The organism is Mesorhizobium sp. P2_D1 (assembly GCF_056404455.1).
On sequence record NZ_JBFUDZ010000023.1, the window covers coordinates 26,551 to 44,178 of the forward strand.

At 63.4% G+C, this 17,628-nt stretch carries 18 protein-coding genes and 1 tRNA gene; 10 read left to right on the forward strand and 9 right to left on the reverse strand.

From position 1 onward, the window contains the following. Positions 1-67: 67 nt before the first annotated feature. The 3 genes from AC1D0I_RS17750 to AC1D0I_RS17760 all read right to left on the reverse strand — a co-directional run bounded on the left by AC1D0I_RS17750 (position 68) and on the right by AC1D0I_RS17760 (position 1,020). A tRNA-Glu gene (locus AC1D0I_RS17750) sits at positions 68-142 on the reverse strand. A gap of 90 nt (positions 143-232) precedes the next feature. Continuing rightward, positions 233-640 carry a VOC family protein gene (locus AC1D0I_RS17755; protein ID WP_477396715.1) on the reverse strand — a complete coding sequence of 136 codons (408 nt, stop codon included), beginning with the start codon at positions 638-640 and terminating at the stop codon, positions 233-235. Further along, positions 637-1,020 (reverse strand): fimbrial protein, encoded by a 384-nt coding sequence (locus AC1D0I_RS17760; protein WP_477396717.1) that lies wholly within the window; start codon positions 1,018-1,020, stop codon positions 637-639. Before AC1D0I_RS17760 ends, AC1D0I_RS17755 begins: the two co-directional genes overlap by 4 nt. A 26-nt stretch (positions 1,021-1,046) precedes the next feature. On the opposite strand from AC1D0I_RS17760, the gene AC1D0I_RS17765 reads away from it, so the two are divergent. Continuing rightward, on the forward strand, positions 1,047-2,102 hold the full coding sequence (locus tag AC1D0I_RS17765) for an RluA family pseudouridine synthase (RefSeq protein ID WP_477396719.1): 1,056 nt from the start codon (positions 1,047-1,049) through the stop codon (positions 2,100-2,102). 211 nt (positions 2,103-2,313) lie between these two features. Next, complete coding sequence (gene rpoH, locus AC1D0I_RS17770) at positions 2,314-3,225, forward strand: RNA polymerase sigma factor RpoH (protein WP_095089340.1); 912 nt, start codon at positions 2,314-2,316, stop codon at positions 3,223-3,225. Positions 3,226-3,307: 82 nt separating this feature from the next. Here rpoH and AC1D0I_RS17775 read toward each other — a convergent pair whose 3' ends face one another. The 4 genes from AC1D0I_RS17775 to AC1D0I_RS17790 form a co-directional block, all read right to left on the reverse strand. Then, the gene (locus AC1D0I_RS17775) at positions 3,308-4,180 is read right to left on the reverse strand and encodes an MBL fold metallo-hydrolase (protein WP_477396721.1); all 873 of its coding nucleotides are present in this window, start codon (positions 4,178-4,180) and stop codon (positions 3,308-3,310) included. A 243-nt stretch (positions 4,181-4,423) separates the two neighbouring features. Then, positions 4,424-5,083 carry a peroxiredoxin gene (locus AC1D0I_RS17780; RefSeq protein WP_477396723.1) on the reverse strand — a complete coding sequence of 220 codons (660 nt, stop codon included), beginning with the start codon at positions 5,081-5,083 and terminating at the stop codon, positions 4,424-4,426. Positions 5,084-5,309: 226 nt separating this feature from the next. Further along, complete coding sequence (locus AC1D0I_RS17785) at positions 5,310-5,675, reverse strand: cell division protein ZapA (RefSeq protein ID WP_095089345.1); 366 nt, start codon at positions 5,673-5,675, stop codon at positions 5,310-5,312. A gap of 18 nt (positions 5,676-5,693) precedes the next feature. Next, on the reverse strand, positions 5,694-5,966 hold the full coding sequence (locus AC1D0I_RS17790) for a DUF4164 domain-containing protein (protein ID WP_095089347.1): 273 nt from the start codon (positions 5,964-5,966) through the stop codon (positions 5,694-5,696). A 262-nt stretch (positions 5,967-6,228) separates the two neighbouring features. On the opposite strand from AC1D0I_RS17790, the gene tkt reads away from it, so the two are divergent. The 7 genes from tkt to AC1D0I_RS17825 all read left to right on the forward strand — a co-directional run bounded on the left by tkt (position 6,229) and on the right by AC1D0I_RS17825 (position 15,843). Beyond that, a complete protein-coding gene (gene tkt / locus AC1D0I_RS17795; protein WP_477396725.1) occupies positions 6,229-8,220 on the forward strand; it encodes a transketolase in 1,992 nt (663 codons plus the stop codon). 210 nt (positions 8,221-8,430) lie between these two features. Then, entirely contained in the window at positions 8,431-9,441 is a 1,011-nt protein-coding gene (gene gap, locus AC1D0I_RS17800) for a type I glyceraldehyde-3-phosphate dehydrogenase (RefSeq protein ID WP_095089351.1), read from the forward strand. A gap of 216 nt (positions 9,442-9,657) precedes the next feature. Further along, entirely contained in the window at positions 9,658-11,547 is a 1,890-nt protein-coding gene (locus tag AC1D0I_RS17805) for a potassium/proton antiporter (RefSeq protein WP_477299936.1), read from the forward strand. Between the two features lie 144 nt (positions 11,548-11,691). Next, complete coding sequence (locus AC1D0I_RS17810) at positions 11,692-12,888, forward strand: phosphoglycerate kinase (protein ID WP_477396727.1); 1,197 nt, start codon at positions 11,692-11,694, stop codon at positions 12,886-12,888. 186 nt (positions 12,889-13,074) lie between these two features. Then, a complete protein-coding gene (locus AC1D0I_RS17815; RefSeq protein ID WP_457150470.1) occupies positions 13,075-14,100 on the forward strand; it encodes a class I fructose-bisphosphate aldolase in 1,026 nt (341 codons plus the stop codon). A gap of 231 nt (positions 14,101-14,331) precedes the next feature. Next, on the forward strand, positions 14,332-15,117 hold the full coding sequence (locus AC1D0I_RS17820; RefSeq protein ID WP_457150469.1) for a DUF899 domain-containing protein: 786 nt from the start codon (positions 14,332-14,334) through the stop codon (positions 15,115-15,117). Positions 15,118-15,126: 9 nt separating this feature from the next. Further along, entirely contained in the window at positions 15,127-15,843 is a 717-nt protein-coding gene (locus AC1D0I_RS17825; protein WP_457150468.1) for an SGNH/GDSL hydrolase family protein, read from the forward strand. 28 nt (positions 15,844-15,871) lie between these two features. Here AC1D0I_RS17825 and AC1D0I_RS17830 read toward each other — a convergent pair whose 3' ends face one another. Both AC1D0I_RS17830 and AC1D0I_RS17835 read right to left on the reverse strand, forming a co-directional pair. Then, positions 15,872-16,033 (reverse strand): hypothetical protein, encoded by a 162-nt coding sequence (locus AC1D0I_RS17830; protein WP_082525434.1) that lies wholly within the window; start codon positions 16,031-16,033, stop codon positions 15,872-15,874. A gap of 114 nt (positions 16,034-16,147) precedes the next feature. Further along, positions 16,148-17,095, reverse strand: coding sequence for a ring-cleaving dioxygenase (locus AC1D0I_RS17835; protein ID WP_477396729.1), 948 nt, complete (start codon positions 17,093-17,095; stop codon positions 16,148-16,150). A gap of 310 nt (positions 17,096-17,405) precedes the next feature. Between AC1D0I_RS17835 and AC1D0I_RS17840 the strand changes: the two genes are divergently transcribed. Next, on the forward strand, positions 17,406-17,573 hold the full coding sequence (locus AC1D0I_RS17840; RefSeq protein ID WP_457150466.1) for a hypothetical protein: 168 nt from the start codon (positions 17,406-17,408) through the stop codon (positions 17,571-17,573). Positions 17,574-17,628 lie beyond the last annotated feature (55 nt).

The window sequence follows — 17,628 nt, forward strand, 5'->3', positions numbered from 1 at the left end:
ACGCAGCCGTTTATTCGGTGAATATTCGATGCAACGGAGCGCAAGCGAGCTAAGCTATTGATTTTCTTGGTACGCCCAAGGGGAATCGAACCCCTGTTCCCGCCGTGAGAGGGCGGTGTCCTGACCGCTAGACGATGGGCGCGTTCAAGAACCGGCGATATAGGCTGACGGCAGGGAAAAAGCAACTGGGGTTCGGCCGCTTTACCGCATCGCGGAAAAACCGGCCACAGGCCTACCGTTTCGGCTCGATCAGATCCCAGAGATTGCCATGCAGATCGGCGAAAACCGCCACCGTGCCATAGGGCTCGAAGCGCGGTGTCTCGCGAAATTCGACGCCCTTCTCCAGCATCGCCGCATGGTCGCGGGCAAAATCGTCGGTTTCGAGGAACAGGAAAACACGGCCACCGGTCTGGTTGCCGATGCTTTTCTCTTGTGCCTCGTCGGAAGCCTCGGCCAGCAGCAGCCTCGCGCCCTGCCCGTCGGCCGGCGCGACGGTGACCCAGCGCTTGCCGCCGCCGAGATCGACATCCTCGACGAGGAGGAAGCCCAGCCGCTCGACATACCAGGCAATCGCCTCGTCATAGTTGGCGACGACCAGGGCGACGGTCGCGACGCGACGATATTCGGCGAACCCGCTCATTTGTTGCGAATTGCAAAACGGCCGATCACCCGGCGCTCTGTCATGTCGTAGACGAAGATCGTGCGGCTGCCGTCGGCAAGCTCGGCGTCGATGGAGACGCGGTTGCCGGACAGCGACTGGCTGACCACCTTGGCCCCGACCGGCAGCACGATGTCGCCGCTGACCGGCTCGCCGGCCGGCATCTGGATGTCGCCGGCCAGCGGCGGGTTCGCCGGCGGTGCGTTGCGCGCTTTGTAGACAAGGGCGCCGATCACCACCATAAGGGCAAGGAACAGCAGGCCGAGATTGATCCCGACGAAGCGGACGAGTTTCCTGCGCACCATTTCGACCTCGGGGTCGAGCGGTTTCTCCTGATCTTCCTCGGCAATTGGGCTGGCCATGGCAAATAGTCCGGAACGGTTTTTCAATGAGCGCTCATAGCGAAGAGGCCCCTGAATTGATAGAGGACCAATTCATAGCGGCGGCGCCCACCGTGCTGGTGGCGGGCGCGGATGCGGCCGGTCAGCGCCTCGACCAATGGCTGGCTGCGAGCCTCGGCCCGGACATGTCGCGCAGCCGCGTGCAGATGCTGATCAGGCAGGGCGCGGTTTCGATTGACGGCAAGCCGGTCGACGAGACCAAACGCAAGATGACGCCGGGCGAAAGCGTCTCGGTCGCCATGCCGGAGCCGGAACCAGCGGAGCCACAGGGCGAGAACATCGCGCTCGATGTGCTCTATGAGGACGACGAATTGATCGTCATCAACAAGCCGGCCGGACTTGTCGTGCATCCCGGCGCCGGCAATTGGACCGGCACGCTGGTCAACGCGCTGATCCATCATTGCGGCGACAGCCTTTCCGGCATCGGCGGCGTGCGCCGTCCGGGCATCGTTCACCGCCTCGACAAGGAGACCAGCGGCGTCATGGTGGTCGCCAAGACCGATCGCGCCCACAAGTCGCTGTCCGAAGCCTTCGCCGATCACGGCCTGACCGGCGATCTCGAACGCGCCTATCTGGCTTTGGTCTGGGGCATACCGCAGCGGCCGACGGGCACGGTCGACGCGCCGCTCGGCCGCGCCGCCGACCGCGTGCGCCGCGCCGTGGTGCCGGAAGGACGCGACGACGCCCGCCATGCCGTCACCCACTTTACCGTGCGGGAGCGCTTCGGCGTCGATCAGCAGGAGTTCGCCACAGCCAGCCTGGTCGAATGCCGGCTCGAGACCGGCCGCACCCACCAGATCCGCGTCCACATGGCGCATATCGGCCATCCGGTGATTGGCGACCCCGACTATGGCCAGGCCTTCCGCACCAAGGCCAACCGGCTGCCTGAACCGCTGAAAAGCCAGGTCAAGGCATTTTCCCGGCAAGCTTTGCATGCCTGGCTGCTTGCATTTCGCCACCCGACTACCCATCTAACGATGAGGTTCGAGGCGCCGATACCGAGGGACATGGAGGAACTCGTCGGCGGTTTCCGCAAGCTCTGAACCGGTCACCAACAAGCTTCAAGCTAGCCATCAAAAAACCTGACTGGCATTGTTCACTTCAGCGTGACACACTGTTTCGTGTTGAACAAACGCCTGTCTTTTCTGGTTTTGTTCCTGTATATATCTGATGTCGCGGGCGAGCCTTTTGGTGCTCGCGTCACATGCCCGCCGCGTTTCGGGGGCATCACTCCAATAGAGAGGGGGCGCTATCATGGCCCAGTCACTACCCAGTATTGTTTCCGGCGAAGGCGGCCTCAGCCGCTACCTGGAAGAAATCCGCCGCTTTCCCATGCTGCAGCCGCAGGAAGAGTACATGCTCGCCAAGCGTTATGCCGAGCATGAGGACACCACGGCCGCGCACAAGCTCGTCACCAGCCACCTCCGGCTCGTCGCCAAGATCGCCATGGGCTATCGCGGCTACGGCCTGCCGATCGGCGAGGTGATCTCGGAAGGCAATGTCGGCCTGATGCAGGCCGTCAAGAAATTCGAACCGGAGCGCGGCTTCCGCCTCGCGACCTACGCCATGTGGTGGATCAAGGCCTCGATCCAGGAGTACATCCTGCGCTCGTGGAGCCTGGTCAAGATGGGCACGACCGCCAACCAGAAGCGCCTGTTCTTCAACCTGCGCAAGGTGAAGGGCAAGATCCAGGCGCTGGATGACGGCGACCTCAAGCCCGACCAGATCGCCGAGATCGCCACAAGGCTGAACGTTTCCGAAGCCGAAGTGGTGTCGATGAACCGCCGCCTGTCGGGCGACGCCTCGCTCAACGCCCCGATCCGGGCGAGCGAAGGCGAATCCGGCGAATGGCAGGACTGGCTGGTCGACGACCATGAAAGCCAGGAAGAGATGCTGATCGAGCAGGACGAGCTGGAAAACCGGCGCGGCATGCTGTCGGGCGCTCTTGCCGTGCTCAACGAGCGCGAGCGGCGCATCTTCGAGGCTCGTCGCCTCGCCGAGGAGCCGCTGACCCTGGAAGAGCTGTCGGCCGAGTTCGACATCAGCCGCGAGCGCGTGCGCCAGATCGAGGTGCGCGCCTTCGAGAAGGTGCAGGACGCGGTCAAGGCCGCCGCCAAGCGCCAGACCCAGGCGCTGCGCACCATCGAGGCGCAGCCGGCGGCTTAAGGCCAGCTCGGCAACAAAATTACAAAGGCGGCGTCAGGAAACTGACGCCGCCTTTTTTGTGCCGCTGTCTAGCACCGTCAGGTCAAAGCGAGTCCAGCGGAAATTTCAGATACCGCCGGCCATTGGCCTCCGGGTCAGGCAGCCGTCCGCCATTCATATTGACCTGCAGCGCATGCAGGATCAGCCTCGGCATCGGCAGTGTCCTGTCGCGGGTTTCACGCAGGGCGACGAAATCGGCCTCGGTGCGCGCGGCAACGAGGTGGATATTGCTGGCCTTCTGCATCGCGATCGTGCTTTCCCACAACGGCTCTCGTCCGCCGGGCTGATAGTCATGGCCGACGAAAACGCGCGTCTCGTCCGGCAACGCCAGGATGTCCTGGATCGAATGCCAAAGCCGCGCTGCACTGCCGCCGGGAAAGTCCGCCCTCGCGGTGCCGCTGTCGGGCACGAACAGCGTATCGTGGACGAAGGCGGCATCGCCGATCACATAGGTGATCGAGGCCAGAGTGTGCCCGGGGGAGAACAGCACGGTGACCGGAAGGGTGCCGATCCGGAAGGTCTCGCCTTCCCCGAACAGCCTGTCCCATTGCGAACCGTCGGCGGGAAAATCCGGCCAGTTGTAGATCGCCTTCCACAGTTTCTGGACGTCGACGATCCTCTCGCCGATCGCCGTGGGCGCGCCGGTCTTCTGCTTCAGATAGTGCGCCGACGAGAAATGGTCGGCATGCGGATGGGTGTCGAGGATCCACTCGACGCCCAGCCCCTGCTCGCTGACGAAGTCGAGCAGGGCATCGGCGCTCTTCGTCGCCGTGGCGCCGGACCTCTCGTCGAAGTCGAGGATCGGATCGATGATGGCGCATCGTTTCGTCGCCGGGTCGGCGACGACATACTGGATGGCCCCGGTCGGCTTGTCATAGAAGCCGCTGACCTGCGGCCTGGCCAAAGCTAGGTCCAATTTCAGCTCCCCCAACCCTTGATGCATGTCGCCCAAAAGTGGCCCCGGCTTTGGGAGAACGACATGCATAACAACTCAGACCTCAGCGCGCCGTCTCAATCCATTCAGAAGCGACGCGCTTTGGTCGGTAGGAATGATTTTCTCTACCGGTACCCAAGGGGAGCATGGTTGCCCCCTCGCGTGACCCAGTCAAGTATCATTTCGCTCGCTGCGGCGAGAAAGCCAAAAACTGTTCCGAAGTGGTCAGGCGGATGGCTGCTTGGTCTTCCTGAGATAGGGCAGGATGGTCTCGTAGGCGCCGAAACGCTTGATTGCATCCTCGTTGGAGACGGCGGCGGTGATGATGACATCCTCCCCCTGCTTCCAGTTCGCCRGCGTCGCCACCTGGTGTTTGGCGGTCAGCTGCATGGAATCGACCGCGCGCAGGATCTCGTCGAAGTTACGGCCCGTAGTCATTGGGTAGGTGAGCACCAGTTTGATCTTCTTGTCCGGCCCGATGACATAGACCGAGCGCACCGTGGCGTTGTCGGCGGGCGTGCGGCCCTCCGACGTCTCGCCGGCGCCGCCCGGCAGCATGTCGTAAAGCTTGGCGACCTTGAGGTCCCTGTCGCCGATCAGCGGATAGTTCACCGAGTGGCCGGTCGCCGTCTTGATGTCGTCCTGCCATTTGCCGTGGCTTTCGACCGGATCGACCGAAATGCCGATGATCTTGACATTGCGTTTCTTGAACTCGCCCTCCAGCCCGGCCATCGTGCCAAGCTCGGTCGTGCAGACCGGGGTGAAATTCTTCGGGTGGCTGAACAGGATCGCCCAGCCGTCACCGATCCATTCATGGAACTTGATCGTCCCTTGCGTGGTCTCGGCGGTGAAGTCCGGCGCGATGTCGTTGATACGAAGGCTCATGGCACATCTCCCCTGAAACAAATCCTGCCAGCAGAGAGGGCTACGGGCGGCAAACCATGCCGCCATCAAGGCGTCCCCACGCTCCGGCATTGCTGCATCTTAGCGCAAAAATCGCGGCCGCGAGATAATATGAAACTCTTGTCGGCGGCAGAACGAGCATTTTTGTGCCGATGGCGGCAACGCCAGCGCATGCGAGCCTGGTGTGGACAGGAAGGCTCCGTGCGCCTCAAGCCTTGTTGACCGCCAGCGTCTCCGTCAGATCTTCCATGCGCTGCGCCAGTGCACCAAGCGCGTTGGTCAGCACGCTGTCGTTCTTGTCGGCCTTGGTCAGCGCATCGTCGCGCGTCTTGCGCAAGGTCAGCACTTCGCTTTCCATGCCCTTGACGCGCTTCTGCAACTCCGAGAGCTCGTCCATCACCATGATGCCGGCCATGACCGTCAGCCGCTGGTCGCCGATCTCGCCAAATGAGTCCTTCAGATGCAAGACATAGCGGTCGAAGCGTTCCGCAAGATCGATCAGGTGCTCTTCCTGGCCTTCGTCGCAGGCCATCCGATACTGCTTGCCGTCGATGGAAACCGTGACCTGTGCCATGAGCCTACCTGTCCAGCCCTATCTGTCCAACACAGCGCGGATGGTTTCCATGGCGGTCACCAGCCGTCGCGACACTTCCTTGTTGGCGTCTTCCAGCCTTTCGGCGCGCGCTTCGGAATTGTCGAGTTCTTGCGCCAGCCGGGATCTGTCGGCATTCATCCGCTGTACCTCGGCCTCGGCTTCCGAGTAATCGCGTTCATGCTCGAGCTTGGCCGCGACGGCATTTTCCAGCCCCTCGATGGCCTTACCCAGCCTGGAGATGACTTCCTTGAGCGTGGTTTCCCCGGTCATGGCCTTCGTCCTGTGCCCTGCCCATCACCGAATCGTTCGCGTTCAGAACGCGTTATCCGCGAAACATTAGGCACCGGGTGAAGGCAACGTCAACAAAGCTCTCGCGACTGTCCCCTGCTAACGCTAATGTAGGCCCGCCGTCGGCATCATAAGACCGGCAAATACGCACCGATTTGTTGACTAAAAGCCCGCGCCTGCTATGTGTCGCGCACCCTTTTCCAGGGCTCTCCCCAGCCCCCAAACCCCCATTTCTGGAGGAACCATGACGTCGCGTGAACAACATGACCGGATGGCCAATGCGATCCGTTTTCTCTCCATGGACGCCGTCGAGAAGGCTCAGTCCGGCCATCCCGGCCTGCCCATGGGCTGCGCCGACATCGCCACGGTGCTGTTCACACGCTTCCTGAAATATGATCCCAAGGCGCCACACTGGCCCGATCGCGACCGCTTCATCCTGTCGGCCGGTCACGGCTCGATGCTGCTCTATTCGCTGCTGCATCTGACCGGCTATGAAGACATGACCATCGACCAGATCAAGCATTTCCGCCAGTTGGGCTCGAAGACCGCCGGCCACCCTGAATATGGTCACGCCACCGGCATCGAGACGACGACCGGCCCGCTCGGCCAGGGTCTCGCCAATTCGGTAGGCTTCGCGCTCGGCGAGCGCATCATGAACGCCGCCTTCGGCAACGACCTCGTCAATCACTACACCTACGTGCTGGCCGGCGACGGCTGCCTGATGGAAGGCGTCAGCCAGGAGGCCATCGCGCTTGCCGGGCACCTCAAGCTCAACAAGCTGATCGTCTTCTGGGACAACAACAACATCTCGATCGATGGCCCGGTGTCGCTCGCCGACAACACCGACCAGGTCGCCCGCTTCCAGGCGTCCGGCTGGAACGCCAGCCACATCGACGGCACGGATCCAGAAGCGATCGCCTATGCCATCGAAGCCGCCCGCCATTCCGACAAGCCGACGATGATCGCCTGCAAGACGACCATCGGCTTCGGCGCGCCGACCAAGGCCGGCACCAACAAGGCACACGGCTCGCCGCTCGGCGCCGACGAGATTGCCGGCGCGCGGAAGTTCTTCAACTGGGATTCGCCGCCCTTCGAGATTCCGGCCGACATCCTCGACGCATGGCGCACCGCCGGCAAGGCCGGCGTCAACGCACGCACCGACTGGGAAGGCCGCCTCGCCAAGGCCGAAGCGAAGCTGAAGGCGGAGTTCGAGCGCCGCATCGCCGGCAAGCTGCCGTCCAACTTCGACGCCGTCATTGCCGACTACAAGAAGAAGCTCTCGGTCGACAAGCCGAAGGTCGCCACCCGCAAATCGTCCGAAATGGCGCTCGAGGTCATCAACGGCGCCGTGCCCGAGACCATCGGCGGCTCCGCCGACCTGACCGGCTCCAACAACACCAAGACCAGCCAGACCAAGAACATCACGCCGGACGACTATGGCCAGCGCTATGTCCACTACGGCATCCGTGAGCACGGCATGGCCGCTGCACTCAACGGCTTGACGCTGCATGGCGGCCTGATCGCCTATGGCGGCACCTTCATGTGCTTCTCCGACTATGCCCGTCCGTCGATGCGGCTGGCCTCGCTGATGGGCATCCGCTCGATCTTCGTGATGACCCATGATTCCATCGGTCTGGGCGAAGACGGCCCGACCCATCAGCCGGTCGAGCATCTGGCGGCACTGCGCGCCATTCCCAACCACAACGTCTTCCGTCCGGCCGATGCGGTGGAAACCGCCGAATGCTGGCAGATCGCTCTCGAGTCGGAAAAGACGCCTTCGACTTTGGCGCTGACCCGCCAGAACCTGCCGACGGTGCGCACCGAATTCTCGGCCAATAACCTGAGCAGCCAGGGCGGCTACGAACTGGCCGCAGCCAGCGGCGAGGCCGCGGTGACGATCTTCGCCAGCGGCTCCGAGGTCGAGATTGCGCTTGCCGCCCGCGAGTTGCTGGAAAAGCATGGTCATCCGACCCGCGTCGTGTCGATGCCTTGCTTCGAATTGTTCGACAAGCAGAGCGACGACTACCGCAAGAAGACGATCGGCAACGCGCCAATCAAGATGGCGATCGAAGCCGGCATCCGCCAGGGCTGGGATCATCTCATCGGCTCCGACGGCATCTTCATCGGCATGACCGGCTTCGGCGCCAGCGGCACCATCGAACAGCTTTATCCGCATTTCGGCATCACCGCCGATGCCGCCGCCAAGGCAGCGGAAGCCCGCTTGCACGGCAAGTAAGGTCTTGCATGTCGCCCAAAAGCGTATCGCAGTTTGGGACAACGACAGGCTGAAGCAAAAGTGCCCCGGCGAAACCGCACAAAGCGATTTCGCCGGACTGGCCCAACCTAATCGATTTAAATCCATGTCGCTGCGGCTGGATTCTTTCCGCTTCCGCCGCTATGAAGCTGCGGACCCATTGTCTGCCCTCCAGCTCCCCGGGAGAGAAAAATGACCGTCAGAGTTGCCATCAACGGATTCGGCCGCATCGGCCGCAACATCCTGCGCGCCATCCATGAATCAGGCCGCAAGGACATCGACGTCGTCGCCGTCAACGATCTCGGCCCGGTCGAGACCAATGCCCATCTCCTGCGCTTCGACAGCGTGCATGGCCGCTTCCCGCACGAGGTCTCGGTCTCCGGCGACCAGATCACCGTCGGCAAGGAAAAGTTCAAGGTCACCGCGATCAAGGATCCGACGCAACTGCCGTGGAAGGAACTCGGCGTCGACATCGCGCTCGAATGCACCGGCATCTTCACCGCCCGTGACAAGGCCGCAGCGCACCTGACCGCCGGCGCCAAGCGCGTGCTGGTCTCGGCGCCGGCCGAAGGCGCCGACCTCACCGTCGTCTACGGCATCAACCACGACAAGCTGACCAAGGACCACATCGTCATCTCGAACGCGTCGTGCACCACCAACTGCCTGGCGCCGCTGGCCGCCGTGCTGCACGAAACGGTCGGCATCGAAAAGGGCATGATGACGACGATCCATTCCTACACCGGCGACCAGCCGACGCTGGACACCATGCACAAGGATCTCTACCGCGCCCGCGCCGCCGCTCTGTCGCAGATCCCGACCTCGACCGGTGCCGCCAAGGCGATCGGCCTCGTCTTGCCCGACCTCAAGGGCAAGCTCGACGGCATCTCGATCCGCGTGCCGACCCCGAACGTCTCGGTCGTCGATTTCAAGTTCATCGCCAAGCGGCCGACCACCGTCCAGGAGATCAACGATGCGGTCATCGCTGCGTCCAACGGCAAGCTGAAGGGCATTCTCGGCGTCACCCATCACCCGAACGTCTCGATCGACTTCAACCACGATCCGCGCTCCTCGATCATGGCGCTCGACCAGACCAAGGTCATGGACGGCAACTTCGTTTCGGTGCTGTCCTGGTACGACAATGAATGGGGCTTCTCCAACCGCATGGCCGACACGGCGGTCGCCTTCAGCAAGACCATCGCCTGATCGCAACGCCTTCCTTCGAGACCTGAAACGCCCGGCTTGTCCGGGCGTTTTTCATGCGAGCGCCGTGCGCCTTCTCAAATCGTGCCCTGAGCGCCAAAGCGTTCGAAAATCAGCGGCATAGGGCAAAAAACCACCCCGCCGCCTTGCACTGGTCACGTCTTCGCCCCACTCTGCCGTAAACCAGGAGACAGACGAATTTGAGGGGCTGATTTCAGGATGGAGCATGCGATCTATCTCGTCACGCTGGTCGGCACAGCACTTGTCGTCGCCGCCGCGTTTTCGAGCCTGATCGCCTTCCGCTTCGGCGCCCCGCTTCTGCTTCTCTTTCTCTGCATCGGGTTGGCCACCGGCACCGACGGCCTCGGCATCGAGTTCGACAACGCCCGCATCGCCTATTTTGCCGGCTCACTGGCGCTGGCCGTCATCCTGTTCGATTCCGGTTTCGGCACCCCGCTCAACGCCTTGCGGCAGGCGGCGGGACCGGCGCTGTCGCTGGCGACCTTCGGCGTGCTTCTCACCACCGGCCTGTTTGGCGCCGCCGCCCACTACCTGCTCGACCTCACCTGGCTCGAATCTTTCCTGCTCGGCGCCGCCGTCGCCTCCACCGATGCCGCGGCGGTGTTCTTCCTGCTGCGCGCCGGCGAGATCAATCTGCGCGAGCGCGTGCGTTCCACGCTCGAGGTGGAATCCGGCACCAACGACCCGATCGCCATCTTCCTCACCATCACGCTGGTCGAAATCATCGCCGCCCACGCCAACCCCGAGGCCAATGTGCTGGTCACCAGCCTGGTCTTAGGCTTCCTGCTCAACATGGGCCTCGGCGCCGTCGTCGGCGCGCTTGGCGGCCTTGCCATCGTGCGCCTCGTCGACCGGCTCAATCTCGATCACGGCTTGCTGCCGATCTTCGTGCTGACCCTGTCGCTGATGATCTTTGCCGCCGCCGGCGCCATCGGCGGCTCGGGCTTCCTGGCGGTCTATATTGCCGGCCTGATCGCCGGTAATTCCGACATCCGCGCCGTCACCATTCTGAAACGCTTCCAGGACGGTATGTCGTGGCTGGCGCAGATCATCATGTTCCTGATCCTCGGCCTGTTCGCGACGCCGTCGCAATTTCCGGCGATCATGGTGCCGGCGATAGCGCTCGGCCTGTTCCTGATGTTTGTCGCCCGCCCGATCGCTGTCTGGCTCTGCCTGATCCCGTTCCGCTTGCCGCGCCCCGAAGTCGCCTTCGTCTCCTGGGTCGGCCTGCGTGGCGCGGTGTCGATCCTGCTCGCCATCACCCCGCTGCTCGGCGGGTTGGAAAACGGTCGTGTCATCTTCAACACTGCCTTCATCATCGTGCTGGTGTCGCTGGTCATCCAGGGCTGGACGGTCGGGCCGCTGGCGCGCCGTCTCGGCCTGATCGTGCCGGCGCGGCTCGGCCCGCTGGACAAGGTCGAGCTGGAACTGCCGGGCTCGGCCCATCACGAGCTTCTTGCCTATCGCGTGGCACACGGCAGTCCCGTGGCGCGCGGCGAGCGCATTCCGCGCTGGGCGCGGCCCTCGCTGGTGCTGCGCGACGGGCGCTCGATGCGCTTCCAGGACATGGGCAGGCTCGCCGCCGGCGACCAGGTCTATATCTTCGTGCCGGATCGCTATCCGCGCCTGCTCGACAAGCTGTTCGCCAGCCGCGCCGTTGTCGATCCCGAGGATGCGGATTTCTTCGGCGCCTTCGCCGTGGACCCGGCGCGCTCCGCCGCCGAACTGGAGGCCGCCTATGCGCCCGGTCTGACCGAAGCGGAGCAAAAGCTCACCGTCGGCGCGCTGGTCACCGCGCGGCTCGGCGGCCATGCCGAATATGCCGACCGCGTGCTGCTCGGTCCGATCGAGCTGATCGTCCGCGACGTCGACGACAAGGGCAAGATCATGGGCCTCGGCCTTTCCTTCGAGCCGACCGCACCGGTGGCGCGGGTGCCGGTTTTCCTGAGCGCCGGCGAAATCGGCGACCGGCTCTCTGCCTTTATCCGCAACTGGCGCAAACCGACCGAGACGCAATTGGCCGAGGCGCGGGCGGACGAGAAGCCGGCGCCGGAACCGGCAGCGGAAAAGGCTGCGACCGAGAGCTGACACGGCGATCGCTGCGCTACCCCTCGCCCAGTTGCCGGCACAGCCCTGGTCCCGACTTCAAAATTTCGTATCGAACCTAGCCTAAGCCTTGCATCATCGTTGGCGCGGGGTATGGTCCCCCGATTTTTTGCGAAAGGAACCTGCATGGCCGCCTTCAAGACCCTCGACGACATCGGCAACATCAGCGGCAAGCGCGTGCTGGTGCGCGTCGACCTCAACGTGCCTGTCGCCGACGGCAAGGTTACCGACGCCACCCGCATCGAACGCATCGCGCCGACCATCGCCGAACTGTCCGGCAAGGGCGCCAAGGTGATCCTGCTCGCCCATTTCGGCCGGCCCAAGGATGGCCCCTCGCCCGAATTCTCGCTGGAGCCGATCGCCAGGGCGACAGCCGATGTGCTTGGCCGGCCCGTCGGCTTCGCCAGCGATTGCGTCGGCGACACGGCGGGAAGCGCCATCGCCGCCATGGACAAGGGCGACGTGCTGCTGCTCGAAAACACCCGTTTCTACAAGGCCGAGGAGAAGAACGAACCGGCTTTCACCGAAAGGCTCGCCGCCTGCGGCGACATCTTCGTCAACGACGCCTTTTCCGCGGCGCACCGCGCCCACGCCTCGACCGAGGGGCTGGCGCGTCTGTTGCCGGCCTTCGCCGGCCGCACCATGCAGGCTGAGCTCGAGGCACTGGAGAGGGGTCTCGGAAATCCGGTCCGGCCGGTGGTTGCCATTGTCGGCGGTGCCAAGGTCTCGACCAAGATCGACCTGTTGATGAATCTGGTGAAGAAGGTCGACGCGCTGGTCATCGGTGGCGGCATGGCCAACACGTTCCTTGCCGCGCGCGGCACCGATGTCGGCAAATCGCTGTGCGAGCATGATCTCGCCAGCACTGCCAAGCAGATCATGATCGAAGCGGCCGAGGCCGGCTGCGCCATCATCCTGCCGGTCGACGGCGTCGTCGCGAAGGAATTCAAGGCCGGTGCGGCCTGCGAGACCGTCGCCATCTCGGAGGTGCCGGCCGACGGCATGATCCTCGATGTCGGCGCCAAAACCGTAACGACCATTGGCGAATGGATCGACCGCGCCGCAACGCTGGTCTGGAATGGCCCGCTCGGCGCTTTCGAGATCGCGCCCTTCGACCATGCGACGGTGGCGGCGGCGAAGCACGCGGCGGCGCGCACCAAGGCCGGCAAGCTGGTCTCGGTCGCCGGCGGCGGCGACACGGTGGCGGCGCTCAACCATGCCGGCGTCGCCGACGACTTCACCTATGTCTCGACCGCCGGCGGCGCTTTCCTGGAATGGATGGAAGGCAAGCCGCTGCCCGGCGTCGACGTGCTGAAGCACTAATGCATTCTTCAGCCAGGCGGAAACGTCTGGCGCCGCGGAAATGCGGCTAAACCGAACGCCTCGATCAACACAAAGAGAGCGGGCAAGGGCTCTCAAGACTTTCAATCGATTCGAGCTTTCCGATGCCATTCCTTTGGCGGTAGACTTCCGTTAAGCGCGGAAGACAACCGTTTCAGGAGAAGCAGAATGAGCGAACGTCTCGAAGACATTGCCGCCGCGATCGTGGCCGATGGCAAGGGCCTGCTGGCCGCCGACGAAAGTTCCGGCACCATCAAGAAGCGCTTCGACGTCATCGGCGTCGAATCGACCGCCGACAGCCGTCGCGACTACCGCGAGATGATGTTCCGCGCCAGGGAGGCGATGACCCGGTATATTTCCGGCGTCATCCTCTACGACGAGACGATCCGCCAGAAGGCCGCCGACGGCACGCCGCTGGTCGATATCATCAAGGCGGCCGGCGCCATCCCCGGCATCAAGGTCGATGCCGGCGCCAAACCTCTGGCCGGTTTCCCCGGCGACACCGTCACCGAGGGCCTCGACGGCCTGCGCGAGCGCCTTGCCGATTACTACAAGCTCGGTGCCCGCTTCGCCAAATGGCGCGCGGTGATCGACATCGACACCGGCAAGGGCGTGCCTTCGGCCAATTCGATCAGTTCGAACGCCCATGCGCTCGCCCGCTATGCAGCACTTTGCCAGGAAGCCGGCATCGTGCCGATCGTGGAGCCGGAAGTGCTGATGGACGGCGCCCACGACATCGACACCTGCTATGCGATTTCGAAGGCGACGCTGATCAAGCTCTATGACGAGCTCCATGCCGCACGCGTCGTGTTGGAGGGCACCATCCTAAAGCCCAACATGGTGCTGGCCGGCAGGAAATCGGGCAAGGTGAGCAGCCCGGAAGAAGTCGCGGAAATGACGATAAAACTGTTCCGCGAGACCGTGCCGGCAGCGGTGCCTGGCATCGCCTTCCTCTCCGGCGGCCAGGAGGACGAGGAAGCGACCGCCAACCTCAACGCCATCAACGCCATCGGGCCGCACCCGTGGAAGCTGACCTTCTCCTATGGCCGCGCCCTGCAGGCCGCACCGCAGAAAGCGTGGAGCGGCAAGGCCTCGAACGTCGCCGCCGGCCAGGCCGCCTTCACCCACCGTGCCCACATGAACCATCTGGCCGCACTTGGGAAATGGAAGGCGAGCCTGGAGCAGGCCGCCTGATCGGGGCTTTTTCCGTCTTCCTTCGAACCCGGGCCGCTGCGCCCGGGTTTTTGTTTGTGGCTTGCCTGGGCTTGGGACGGCTCGCCTGCATCCCTACTTCCTCTCCGGCGCTGGAGCGTGATCCCGAAACTGGAATCCGGTTTCGCAAGATCATGCTCAAAAACAAACAACCGGCGATGTCGGTTTTCGCCCGTCCCGAACGTCCTTGGGATGACAGACAGGGAGAGGTTCATGAACCGCAACAAGGTCGTTTCGCGCGAAGACTGGTTTCAGGCGCACAAGGCGCATCTGGCGCGCGAGAAACAACTCACCAAGCTTCGCGAGCGCATCGCCGCCGAACGGCGTGAACTGCCCTGGCTGAAGATCCGCAAGGACTATGTCTTCGAGACCGGGCAAGGGCCGAAGAAACTGGCGGACTTGTTTGCCGGCAACAGCCAGTTGATCGTCTACCACTTCATGTTCGGGCCGGGGTGCAACCATCATTGCGAGGGTTGCTCGTTCCTTGCCGACCATATCGACGGGGCCAACCAGCATCTCAGGCATCACGACGTGTCGCTGGTCGTGATCTCGCGGGCGCCGCTGGCCGAATTGCTGCCCTACAAGCAGCGCATGGGCTGGAAGTTCGACTGGGTGTCGTCCTATGCCTCGGATTTCAACTTCGACATGCAGGTCTCCTTCACCGACAAGCAGATCGCGGCTGGCGACACCACTTACAATTTCGAGACAATTCCCCGGACGTCGAAGGAACTTCCCGGCACCAGCGTTTTCTACCGAGACGAGAACGGCGACATCTTTCTCACGTTCATGTCGCGCGCCCGCGGGGGCGAAGCGCTGATCGGCACATATGATTATCTCGACATGACGCCGAAGGGCCGCAACGAGACCGGCCCCTATCATGGCCTGATGGACTGGGTGCGGCTGCACGATGAATATGGCGACCGGTCTGGAGTGCAGGAAACCTGTTGCGATCAGCGTGTCGGCGAGCCGGTCGTTCACCTCGGGCGCAACATGCGCTAAAGGGTGCGCATGCAGCGCCCTCTCGCCCTTCTCACCTGGCTCGCCTACCCGGTCTATGTCTGGCAAGGCCTCGGCGTGCGCCGCCGTACCACGCGCATGCTGCCGGCGCAGGGTCCGGTCATGCACGATATCCAGGGCAAGGCGCCGCCAATCTCGCTTCTGGTGCTGGGGGATTCCTCGGCCGCTTCGGTTGGCATCGGCAATTCGGAGAACGGGCTTGCCGCGCAACTCGCCGTGCTGATTGCGCAGGACACCGGCCGCGCCGTGCGCTGGCGGGCGGCCGGCTTCAATTCGGCAACGTCGGGCCAGATCCGCGACCATGTCCTGCCCAATCTGTCGGCCGATCCGTGGACACATATCGTGCTCGCCATCGGCACCAACGACACCAAGAATTTTCACTCGGTGCCGCGCTTCAAGAAGGAGTTCGGCGGCCTGCTCTATGCGCTGCGCGCCAAATGGCCGGAAGCGCGCGTGGTGTGGTCTCCGGTGCTGGAGTTCACGCGGGCACCGGCCATGCCGTCGCTGCTCGGCAAGATCCTGGAGATCCGTGCCGCGGAGATGAACCGGATGGGCGAACGCCTTTGCCTGGAACGCGGCGCGGTGCCGGCGCCGCGCCTGCCGATCACAAATCCTGAAGAGGGTTTTGCCTCCGACGGTTTTCACGCCTCGGAAGCCGGCTACCGGGCATGGGCTGAGCATCTCGCCGGCCTGGTACTTGCCAGCTGAACTGGAGCCGGGCTTGGTTGGCGCAGGCTTATGTCCAGTGTCCGAGCACGGCTGTTATGGAAATCGCCGCCATCGCCAGCAGGGCCAGCTTCCAGAAGTCGCTGCGCCGTTTCAGCCCCGGCCAGCCGAGCGGCTTGATCAGCTGGATGACCATGATGCCAACAATGACGAGCGCGAGGAGTTTCGACATGCCGCCTTTGACCAGCAACACGGCCGGCTGTCAAAGCACGTCGTCGTTGCCCGAGAAGAATGGGCGCCGCGATCCCGAGCCGGAACGCGGCGCCCGCCTTGACTGAGGAACGATCTACTTCAGCGGCTTGAGGCCGGCCTCGATCGAGGCGCGCTTCGGTTCGAGGAACGGCGGCAAGGCCAGCTTTTCACCCAGCGTCTCCAGCGGCTCGTCGGCGGTGAACCCCGGCCCATCGGTGGCGATCTCGAACAGGATGCCGTTCGGCTCGCGGAAATAGAGCGAACGGAAGTAATAGCGCTCGACCTCGCCGCTCGACGGCAGTCGGAATTCGGCCAGCCGCGCCGTCCATTGATGCAGCGTCTCCTGGTCCGGCGCCCTGAAGGCGACGTGATGGACCGCACCGGCGCCTTGCCTTGCCGGCGCCAGTCCAGGCTGCACAAGGACATGAAGCTCCGCCGCCGGTCCGCCCTTGCCCATTTCGAAGACGTGAACCTGACCTTCCGGCGAGGCATAGTCGCGGGCCTTGCGCATGTTCATCACTTGCGTCACCACCGCCTCGGTGTTGGTGATGTCGGGAACGCTGATGACGATCGGCCCGAGCCCGCGAATCTGATGCTCAGCCGGCACCGGGCTGTGCGCCCAGGGGTGGCTGTCGCCCTCGCCGTCATCGCTGATGAGGCGCAGACGCTGGCCCTCGGGATCCTCAAAATCCAGGCTGGGGTAGCCGCCGATGTCGGCGATCTCACTCGTCGCGATGTTTTCGCTGGTCAGGTGCTGCTTCCACCAGGCAAGGCTTTCCTGGCTGCCGACCCTGAGGCTGGTCCGCACGATGCTATGGGTGCCGCGCCGCTCCTGGCCAACCGGCCAGTCGAAGAAGGTAAGRTCSGTGCCCGGYGTCGCTTCGCCGTCGGCATAGAAGAGGTGGTAAGCCGAGGTGTCGTCCTGGTTCACCGTCTTCTTGACCAGCCGCAAGCCCAGCACCTTTGTGTAGAAATGAAGATTTCCAGGCGCATTGGCGGTGATTGCCGTCAGATGGTGGATTCCTGTCAGTTGCAGGCTCATGGTCGTCTCCCTGTTTTTGGGGAATAATTTTCTCCCTCCATATCAGAACTTCGGCCACGTCGCTGAAGACCGCGTATCCTGACAGTCCGTCGCTCAGGATTGAACAATGGACCCTCAATCGATATTCGCTCGGTGAACAATCCCGACCGGCAAGCGTGCTGCATGGCCTCGACTTGATGCAGCGAAAACGATGTCTTCTCTCGGGGTACACTGCGATCACAACTATCGTCCGCGCCCTGCCACCCTCCTGACAGACTGCTGTCAGGAGGGGTATGCGATACTGCCTCCAGTTAAAGAGAGGAGACTAGCTATGAACGGTTCCACCCTTCTGCGCGGCGTGCAGCACTATGTCGGCAAGATACGGACGATGCGCAACGAGATCCGCACCCAGCGGTTCATGAACTCGCTGCCGGCGGACATTCGCAAGGATATCGGCTGGCCGGACATGTATGCCGAACGTCGCTACCGCGGCAATTGAGACGAATTTTTCGACACAGCGGTTGGATGTGGGCGCCCCAAGGCCCAGATAATAA